General features: G+C 70.7%; 5 protein-coding genes. 2 read left to right on the plus strand and 3 right to left on the minus strand.

The window, feature by feature from the left end; translation table 11 throughout:
- The first annotated feature begins 130 nt into the window (after positions 1–130).
- Positions 131–1,657: an APC family permease gene (locus tag AOK15_RS27390; RefSeq protein ID WP_055521034.1), complete on the plus strand. Its 1,527-nt coding sequence runs from the start codon at positions 131–133 to the stop codon at positions 1,655–1,657.
- An 88-nt stretch (positions 1,658–1,745) separates the two neighbouring features.
- Here the strand turns inward: AOK15_RS27390 and AOK15_RS27395 are convergent, their stop codons facing one another.
- Genes AOK15_RS27395 through AOK15_RS27405 form a run of 3 tightly spaced genes read right to left on the minus strand, consistent with a single transcriptional unit; the run spans position 1,746 to position 6,410 of the window.
- Entirely contained in the window at positions 1,746–4,127 is a 2,382-nt protein-coding gene (locus AOK15_RS27395) for a SpoIIE family protein phosphatase (protein ID WP_079058734.1), read from the minus strand.
- 37 nt (positions 4,128–4,164) lie between these two features.
- Positions 4,165–4,863 carry a type 1 glutamine amidotransferase gene (locus AOK15_RS27400; RefSeq protein WP_055521035.1) on the minus strand — a complete coding sequence of 233 codons (699 nt, stop codon included), beginning with the start codon at positions 4,861–4,863 and terminating at the stop codon, positions 4,165–4,167.
- A gap of 53 nt (positions 4,864–4,916) precedes the next feature.
- Positions 4,917–6,410 carry an aldehyde dehydrogenase gene (locus tag AOK15_RS27405; RefSeq protein ID WP_055521036.1) on the minus strand — a complete coding sequence of 498 codons (1,494 nt, stop codon included), beginning with the start codon at positions 6,408–6,410 and terminating at the stop codon, positions 4,917–4,919.
- Between the two features lie 89 nt (positions 6,411–6,499).
- On the opposite strand from AOK15_RS27405, the gene AOK15_RS27410 reads away from it, so the two are divergent.
- Positions 6,500–7,437 (plus strand): PucR family transcriptional regulator ligand-binding domain-containing protein (locus AOK15_RS27410; protein ID WP_205632237.1); only part of this gene is annotated, 938 nt, incomplete at its 3' end.

Here is a 7,437-nt window from a genome sequence, read left to right on the forward strand (position 1 = left end):
GTCCTATGACCTTCAATGTCGTAGGTTTTCGGTCACCTCACACGCCAGCCATCTGCTGGCCTCGTCGACGCCGCTTCCCACTGCCCCGTCGACCTCGACCCAGTAGCGTGTTGCCTCAAGGAGTTCGTCCATGCGCGACGCCACACCCACCCCGCCACCCCCGGCCGACGCCGACTCCCAGCGTCTCGCCGCGCTGGGCTACGAGTCCGAGTTCAAACGGGACATGAGCCTGTGGGCGAACTTCTCGCTCGGGTTCACCTACCTCTCGCCCGTCGTCGGTGTGTACACCCTCTTCGCCGCCTCGCTGATGGCCGGCGGCCCGCCCATGATCTGGGCGTTCGTCATCGCCGGCGTGGGGCAGCTGCTGGTGGCTCTGGTGTTCAGCGAGGTCGTGGCGCAGTTCCCGGTGGCCGGAGGGGTCTACCCGTGGGCCAGACGCCTGTGGGGGCGCAAGTGGGGGTGGATGACGGGGTGGATCTACCTGCTGGCCCTCCTCTCCACCATCTCGGCGGTCGCCTACGGTGCGGGCCCCTACGTGGCCGCGGTCTTCGGGTTCACGTCGGACACGAAGACGACCATCGCCTGCGCCCTCGGTCTGCTCCTTCTCGCCACCCTGATCAACTTCGGCGGTACGAAGGTGCTCTCGGCGGCGGCCGTCTTCGGCTTCGTGGCCGAGATCATCGGCGCCATAGCGGTGGGCGCGTGGCTGCTCATCGCCCACCGGCACCATGGGCTGAGCGTGCTGTTCGACAGTTTCGGCGCCCAGGGCGACCACTCCTACCTCTACGCCTTCTCGGCGGCGGCGCTCATCGGTGTCTTCCAGTACTACGGCTTCGAGGCGTGCGGTGACGTGGCCGAGGAGGTCCCCAACCCCGGCAGGCGCATCCCGACGTCCATGCGACGCACCATCTACATCGGCGGCGCCGCCTCAATGGGCGTGTGTCTTGCCCTGATCCTCGCCGTCACCGACTTCGGCGCCGTGATCAGCGGCAAGGACGCCGACCCGGTGACCTCCGTGCTCACCGAGGCGTTCGGTAGTGGTGGAGCCCGTGCCGTCCTCGTCGTCGTGCTGCTGTCCTTCCTCTCCTGCGCCATGAGCCTGCAGGCGGCGGCCAGCCGGCTCACCTACTCGTTCGCCCGCGACCGGATGATCGTCGGCAGTCGCGTGCTGGCGACCTTCTCCGAGCGGCTGCATGTGCCGCCGAACGCGCTGCTGCTCGCCGCCGTCCTGCCCGCGCTCATCATCGTGGGGTCCGCGTTCTCCGCCGACGCCCTCGTCAAGATCATTTCCTTCTCGACGCTCGGTATCTACCTGGCCTTCCAGATGGTGGTCTTCGCGGCACTGCGGGCGCGGATGCGGGGGTGGGCACCCTCCGGCGACTACCGGCTCGGACGCTGGGGACTGCCGGTCGCGGTCGGCGGCCTCGTCTACGGCATCGTGGCGCTGGTCAACATCTGCTGGCCGCGCACGCCGGGCGCGCCGTGGTACGACAACTACATCGTGCTGGTCAGCGGCGTGGTCGTGGTCGGAATCGGCGGACTGTACATGGTCCTGGCGAAGCCGCACCTGCGCGGTGACGCGCCGGCCGGGGACGCCGTGGCGACGCGGCCGGGTGGTTCGGTGGCCGAGTCGTCCTCGCCGACTGCCTCTGTCTGACGCCGGCTCCTCGACGCACGACGGGTGGGCTCCCGACCTCAAGCAGGCCGGGAGCCCACCCTCCGTGTGTCGAGGAGCCCGCCGTGCGTCAAAGAAGGTCGAAGGCGAGCATTCCGGGCTCCTTGCCTGTGGCGACGAGCGGTATCTCGGTCCAGATCGTCTTTCCGTCACGTGTGTAACGGGTGCCCCAACGCTCGGTGAGCTGGGCCACCAGGAACAGCCCACGGCCGCCTTCGTCGTCCAGGCCGGCCCGCCGAAGGTGCGGTGAGGTGTGGCCGCCGTCCGAGACCTCGCAGATCAGTGTGCGGTCCCGATCCCGCAGGAGACGGAGGCAGACGGGAGCACCGCCGTAGCGGATGGCGTTGGTCACCAGCTCGCTGACGACCAGCTCCACGATGAACGCCACATTGTCGAGCCCCCAGTCGGTCAGCTGCCGTGCGGCCATGTTCCGGGCCCTGGCCACCTCCGAGGGGTCCGCGCTGATGGCCCAGCTCGCCATGTGGGGTTCGGCCAGGCGGTGGACGCGAACCAGCAGAAGTGCCGCGTCGTCGCGGGTGGCGCCGATCGTCGGCGACGCGATGATCGCGGAACACGCGTCCGCGGGTGCCAGCTCCCGCCGGCTCAGCACACGGCACAGTTGCGCCAGGCCGGAGTCGAGATCGCCGTCCGAGGCCTGCACGAGCCCGTCGGTGAGCAGGGCGAGGACGCTTCCCTCCGGCAGGGTGAGGTCCGTGCACTCGAAGGGCAGCGCGCCGATGCCCAACGGCGGGCCGATCGTCATGTCCAGGAGTTCGGCGGTCCCGTCCGGCAGGGCCACGACCGGCGGCAGATGGCCGGCGCTGGCCGCCGTGCAGCGCCCGGAGGCCGGGTCGTACACGGCGTAGAGACAGCGCGTCCCGATCGCCCGGTCCTCGTTGAGGTCGCCCTCGGCGGGATGGATGCCGATCCGCGCCTGCGCGACCAGGTCGTCGAGTCGGGTGAGCAGCTCACCGGGATCGAGATCGAGCGCGGCCAGGGCACGCACCGTCGTACGCAGCCGGCCCATGGTGACGGCCGCGTTCAGCCCGTGACCGACCACATCGCCCACCACCAGTCCGACCCGGGCCCCGGACAGCGGGATCACGTCGTACCAGTCGCCGCCCACGCCCTTCGGGCCGGCCGCGGGGGCGTAGTGGTGAGCGATTTCGACGCCGGTCCGCTCCGGCAGTGTGGCGGGCAGCAGATTGCGCTGGAGCGTGAGTGCGGTGGCGTGTTCGCGGGCGTAGCGGCGGGCGTTGTCCACGCACACCGCCGTACGCGACACCAGTTCCACGGCCAGGGCGTGGTCCTCGTCGCTGAACGGGTCGCGCGCGGCGAACCGCGCCAGCGTCACCCGCCCCAGAGGCACTCCCCCCACCTGCAGGGGCAGTACGAGGCGCAGTCGTCCTTCGGCCGATTCCGAGGGGTATCCCCTGACAGCCGTGCCTCCGTCGGCTGTTCGCTCCACGACACAGCGCAGCGGATTCGGCCCGCTCGCCGTCGCCGCGGGCGGTTCCTCTCCCGCCAGGACATGCTCGGCGAGTTCGACCCTCACCACGTCGGCGAACTCGGGCACGACGACCGTCGCCAGTTCCCCGGCCGTCCGGGAGGCGTCCAGGCTCCGGCCGATGGTGCTGGCCCGACCGAGGAGGGCCAGGCGGCGGCGTGCCTCGTAGCGGTCGGTGATGTCGAAGGCCGACTCGCAGACGCCCAGCGGACGCCCGTCCGCGTCCTGCAGCCGGAAATACGAACACGACCAGACGCGCAGATGGGAGGGGTCCGCGGCGGTCGGGCTGCGATAGTGCAGGTTGAGCACGGGGGCACCGGTGGTGAGCACCCGGGCGATGACGTCCTCGAGCGGGCGGCCCTGGTGTTCGGATGTGACGATCTCGCCCTGCGGCAGTACGTCCTTGATGTAGCGCCCGACCCAGTCCTCGGGCCGTATTCCGAACTGCACCTCCAGCGCGTCGTTCACCCACGCCACACGGGTGTCGGGCCCGTACACCGTCAGTGCGACGGGGGACTGGGCGAACAGTCCGCTCAGCATGGCCTGGTCGGTGGCCCACCGCTGCAGGTGATCGGCGGGAACGAGAACCACCAGCCAGGCGGCACCGGAGCTGTCCGCGGTCATCGGACTCAGGTGCAACAAACTGGGCACCGGCCGACCGTCGCGGTGGCGGAGGGTACGGCTCTCACACCGGCCGCCCCGCGGATGTCCGTCCGGGCAGGGCGTCGGCGAGGGGCTGTCCTGCGCGTGCTCCAGAACTTCGCGGAAGGGACGCCCGAGGACCTCCGCCGCGGTGAAGCCGTACTGATCCTCCGCGGCACCGGTCCAGCCGGTGACCCTGCCGCCCTGGTCGAGCACCGCGGTGGCGGCCGTCAGCGGACTGTACGGGTTGCCGCCGCCGGGTAGGCCGTCGGCGGTCCGTCCTGTGCTGTGGATTGTCGTCATCGGGGCCTGCCCATGCCTTTCGCCCCCTGTCAGCAGGCTACTCGCCGACCGTGGCGGTGCGCTCCAGGAAGGCGCCGAGCAGGTCCGCGCACATCTTGGCGTTCAGGTCGCCCCGCTGCCGCAGCTCGTCCCGCAGCCGCTCCGGCAGCTCGCCGAGACCGGCGAGCATCCGCGCCCCCGTGGGGGAGTCGCGCCAGTGCCGCTGCCAGCCCTCGTACATCTCCTCACTGATCTCGGGGTGGAACTGGACGCCCATGCAGCGGCCCTCGATGTACGCCTGAGGTGCCAGCGCCGTGCGAGCGATCTCCGTCGCGCGCGGGGGCACGGTGAAGGCGTCGAAGTGGAAGTTCAGCCAGGGGCCCGGGGCGAGGAGCGCCGGGTCCGCGGTGTCGACCGACGTCCAGCCGATCTCGGGGGTGTGGTTGCGGTGGACGCTGCCGCCGAGGGCCCGGGCCAGCGCCTGACTCCCGAAGCAGACCCCGAACACCGGTAGGGAGGCACTGATCAGCGCGCGGAGCCAGAGCTGTTCGGCGGCGAGCCAGGGCAGGCGGTTGTCGTACACCGACTCGGGCGAGCCCAGGACGATCGCGCAGTCGACCTCGGAAGGGGCCGGCAGAGCGTCCTCGACCGAGACCACGAAGGGTTCCAGGTCCAGCTCGGCGGCGATGTCCGGGAGGACGCCGATGCTGTCCTGCGGATCGTGGACGACGACGACACAACGGCGGGAGCCGGTCACTATGCCTCCTGGCGGCGAACAAGAAGGGGGACGGCGATGGTCCGCCCCGGTGGTCAGAGCTGAATCCAGGTGGTCTTCAGCTGGGTGTACTTGTCCAGCGCGTGCAGGGACCGGTCGCGTCCGTTGCCGGACTCCTTGTAGCCGCCGAAGGGGGTGGTGATGTCACTGTCGTTGAAGTTGTTCACCCAGACCGAACCCGCCTTCAGGGCGCGGGACACCTGGTGGGCGGTGGTGAGGTGCTGCGTCCACACCGCGGCCGCCAGGCCGAACCGCGTGCCGTTGGCGAGGGCCACGGCCTCCTCGGTGGTGCGGAAGCCGAGGACGGCCAGGACCGGGCCGAAGACCTCCTCCTGAGCCAGCCGGGCGTCGGGACGCACCTCGTCGAAGACCGTGGGCTCCAGATACCAGCCGCCCGAGGAGACCCGCGCGCGGTTGCCCCCGAGCAGGAGCCTGGCGCCGTCGGCGTGTGCGGCTTCCACGTGGCCGAGCACCCGCTGAAGGTGCTTCTCCTCGACGAGTGCGCCGACCCGGGTCGCGGGGTCCAGCGGATCGCCGACCGTCCACGCCTTGGCGGCATCGACCACCTTGGCCACGAACTCCTCACGGATGGACTCGTGCACCAGCAGTCGTGAACCGGCCGCGCACACCTCGCCCTGGTTGAACATCACGCCGCCCGCCACGGCCTGTGCGGCCTGGTCCAGGTCCGCGTCGGGGAAGACGAGCTGCGGGCTCTTCCCGCCGAGCTCCAGCGCCACCTGCTTCAGGTTGGACTCGGCGGCGTACCGCAGGAACAGGCGGCCCACCGGCCCGGACCCGGTGAAGGCGATGAGGTCCACCTCGGGGTGGCGTCCCAGCGCCGCTCCGGCCGTCGGGCCGAAACCGGGGACGACGTTGAGGACGCCCGGCGGGAATCCGGCCTCATCCGCGAGTTCGGCGATCCGCAGGGCGGTGAGCGGGGACTGTTCGGCGGGCTTCAGCACGACGCAGTTGCCCGCTGCCAGCGCGGGGGCGATCTTCCATGCCGCCAGCATCAGGGGGAAGTTCCACGGGACCACGGCGCCGACGACTCCGAGCGGCTCCCGGGTGATGGTGGCCACCACGTCGTGGCCGGTGGGCGCCACCTCGTCGTACAGCTTGTCGACGGCCTCGGCGTAGAACTCGAAACAGCGCACGGTCAGCGGCACGTCGACGTGGAGCGCGTCCATGACCGGCTTGCCCATGTCCAGCGATTCCAGCAACGCCAACTCGTGGCTGTTCTCGTCGATCAGGCGCGCGAAGCGCAGGAGGACCTTGCGACGTCCCTGGGGGGACAGACGAGGCCAGGGACCTGCCTCGAACGCCTCACGGGCGGCCCGCACGGCGCGGTCGACGTCCTCGGGCCCGCACTCGGCCACCTCGGCCAGAAGGGCTCCGTCGCGGGGGGAGAGGCAGGAGAACCGCTGCCCTGAGACGGCCGGCACGAAGCGGCCCCCGATGAAAGCGTCGGACGGCGGTGAGATCTTTCGGGCCTGGTCGGCAAAGCTGTCTCGGGTGGCGGAGCTGGGCATGAAGAGACCTCTCCTGGGCAGTACGGATCGACGAAATATAGTAAACTCTAGTTTTAAAGGTCAAGCTCTCGACGTCGGCGGTGAAATGGATGGGAGTACCCCTCACCTGGCTGCTGCGGCGCCAGGAACTGCACCTGAGGCTGGTGGCGGGCCGCAGTGGGCTGCACCGGGAAGTGATCTGGGCCCACAGCATCGAACTCGCCGATCCGGCACCGTGGCTTGCCGGCGGCGAGTTGGTGCTCACGACCGGGCTGCGGCTGCCCACGTCGCCCGGGGCGTGCGCCGACTACATACGGCGTCTGGCCGAGGCCGGAGTCGCTGCCGTCGGGTTCGGTATCGGCCTGACGCACGAGCAGGTGCCCGCGGAACTGGCGGAGGCGGCCGAGGAGACCGGGCTCGTTCTGCTGGAGGTACCGCTGCCCACGCCCTTCGTGGCCGTGACCAAGGCAGTGATGGAACGCCTGGCCGAGCAGCAGTACGAGGGCGTCGTCCAGGCGTCACGGATCCAGCCGCGCATGACCCGGGCCGCCCTGCACGGCGGGGCCCAGGCTGTGGTGCGGGAGCTGGCCGTGTCCACCGGCGCCTGCGTGGTCTTCCTCGACCACGAGGGCAAGGCCCGCGCCGCACACCCGCCCGGTACCGGCATCCCCGCCGACGCCCTGACGGGTGCCCGTGCAACGGACGAGGCGGCGTCCGCCGTGAGTGCCGGCCCGGACGGCGTGGTGGCCCTGCAGCAGGTCCGCGTGGGGCCGCGCGTCCACGGCCGTCTGGCGTTGGTCGCCGACCGGACGCTCACGCCGGCCGACCACCTCCTGCTCGGCCACGCCGCGTCGCTGGTCGCGCTGGAGGCGGAGAAGCCGCTGCGCCTGCGCGACGAGCAGAACCGCGTGAACGCCATGCTTCTGAGAATGCTCCTCGACGGGACCGTCGAGGAGGCTGCCGCCCTGGACCACCTCACCGATGCGGGTTTCCCTGTCCGCGACGGCATCCGTGTCCTTGCTCTGCGGGGCGGCAGCCCGCGACAGGC

Source organism: Streptomyces ossamyceticus, assembly GCF_001418475.1.
Classification (GTDB): Bacteria; Actinomycetota; Actinomycetes; order Streptomycetales; family Streptomycetaceae; genus Streptomyces; species Streptomyces ossamyceticus.

Excerpts from the sequence above, each read along its gene's own strand:
- AOK15_RS27405 (WP_055521036.1), bottom strand. The coding sequence starts at position 6,410 with ATGCCCAGCTCCGCCACCCGAGACAGCTTTGCCGACCAGGCCCGAAAG.
- AOK15_RS27390 (WP_055521034.1), top strand. The coding sequence starts at position 131 with ATGCGCGACGCCACACCCACCCCGCCACCCCCGGCCGACGCCGACTCC.
- AOK15_RS27395 (WP_079058734.1), bottom strand. The coding sequence starts at position 4,127 with ATGACGACAATCCACAGCACAGGACGGACCGCCGACGGCCTACCCGGC.